Below are 1,661 nucleotides of genomic sequence, written 5' to 3' on the forward strand. Positions count from 1 at the left end.
CACCGGACAACGTTTTCCCCTAACCCAGTTAAATAGTGCTTTCCTGACAGCCGGCTGCAGTCGTTATACTCGCGATTGGGGGAGTAATTATCATCCCCTCACCGAGCGCGAAACCGGGTTAGTCGTCCAAGGCGATCGCGTAACGGAGAAATTAAATAATCTTTTCCCACAGGATAGTATAGACATACCAGAAAATGGCTATTTAGTCATCTGCCGAAAGACAGATATTAGTTTAAATATTGGTGAAAGAGTCAACCTCGATAGCGTCACCCTACCGAGAGATTTTGCTGATTATCCTCAGATTTTAGGTGCTGGCCCCCTATTATTGCAGAATGGGCGCATAGTTTTGGATGGAAATGCCGAAAAATTTAGTCCGGCATTCCAAAATCAACAAGCTTCCCGCAGTGCGATCGCAGTCAGCCGAGAAGGAAAAATTTTGCTAGTGGCTATCCATAATCGTGTCGGGGGACGGGGGGCAACTTTAGGCGAATTAGCCCGAATTTTGCTGTTAATGTCGGCAAAGGACGGTTTAAACCTAGATGGGGGTAGTTCCACCGGGATAGCCTTGGCGGGTTATCTGCTCGATCGCTCTGCCGTTACCGCCGCAAAAGTCCATAATGGAATAGGGATATTTTTATCCCCGTCTCCTTGACAGGTGTGAAAACAATGGATAATAGCGACTGGATTAAACAATTGCTGCTGATGGGTATTGGTACTACTTCCATGGTGGCAGAAAAGATCAAAGAAGTGAGCGACGAATTAGTAAAAGACGGTAAAATCAATTCCGATCAGGCTAAAAACTTTGTCGATGATCTGATGACACAGATGAAGTCTGAACAAGGGAGCTTCGAGAATAACTTAGAACGCTATATCCGCAATATCTTGCAGGATTTAGGGGTTCCCCGACAATCGGAAATGGATGAACTGCGGGGAAGGATTGATAGATTAGAACGGCAGGTGAGAGACTTAGAGAATAAACTCTGGCGTTAGGGAACTATGAAATCAATGCGCGAAATCTTGCTCAGTTTTGCTATTATTGCGGTTTGTGGCTTATTTTTAATCGTTGCTTCCCTCTTTGGTGGAGGGGAAAAAACCAATGCGATCGCCGCAGAAATCGATCCACCCGCTATCACTCAAACTATTAATAAGGAAATCATCTCCATGGATTTAGATCAAGCAGTTACCACCGATTCGGGACTAAAATACATCGATATCGTGGAAGGAACCGGAGAAACTCCCCAAAAAGGTCAAAAAGTGACTGTTCACTACACGGGAACCCTCACAGACGGCAAAAAATTCGATAGTTCCAAGGATCGCAATCAACCTTTTACCTTTACCATTGGAGTTGGTCAAGTGATCAAAGGATGGGATGAAGGAGTCGCATCGATGAAAGTCGGTGGGCAGCGTACCTTAATTATCCCCCCAGAATTGGGTTATGGTGCGCGGGGTGCCGGTGGGGTGATTCCTGCCAACGCGACTTTACTTTTCGATGTGGAATTGTTGGCAGTTAAATAGGGTTTGCTGAAAAAGCTTTTCGGTGGTGGCAGGGTGTGGGGTGTGGGGTGTGGGGTGTGGGGTTTTACCAGTTTTGAGGTGGTCAACTACCTAATTTTCAGGGAAAAAGTACCTGAATTTTCCCCCGATCCCCGCAATGGCTGGCA

Annotated in this window: 3 protein-coding genes; all 3 read left to right on the forward strand. The window is 46.1% G+C overall.

Going from position 1 to position 1,661, the window contains the following annotated elements; genetic code table 11:
- The coding region (locus PX481_RS21130) for a phosphodiester glycosidase family protein (RefSeq protein ID WP_288095820.1) at positions 1 to 652 on the forward strand (652 nt) is incomplete at its 5' end.
- Between the two features lie 14 nt (positions 653 to 666).
- Positions 667 to 990 (forward strand): phasin family protein, encoded by a 324-nt coding sequence (locus tag PX481_RS21135; RefSeq protein ID WP_002758682.1) that lies wholly within the window; start codon positions 667 to 669, stop codon positions 988 to 990.
- A gap of 6 nt (positions 991 to 996) precedes the next feature.
- Positions 997 to 1,515, forward strand: coding sequence for an FKBP-type peptidyl-prolyl cis-trans isomerase (locus tag PX481_RS21140; protein ID WP_288095822.1), 519 nt, complete (start codon positions 997 to 999; stop codon positions 1,513 to 1,515).
- The last annotated feature ends 146 nt before the right edge of the window (positions 1,516 to 1,661 follow it).

The sequence above is a fragment of the Microcystis sp. M53603_WE2 genome, from assembly GCF_030065435.1.

Bases quoted from the DNA above. Each gene is read 5' to 3' on its own strand.
- PX481_RS21135 (WP_002758682.1), top strand. From the start codon at position 667: ATGGATAATAGCGACTGGATTAAACAATTGCTGCTGATGGGTATTGGT.
- PX481_RS21140 (WP_288095822.1), top strand. From the start codon at position 997: ATGAAATCAATGCGCGAAATCTTGCTCAGTTTTGCTATTATTGCGGTT.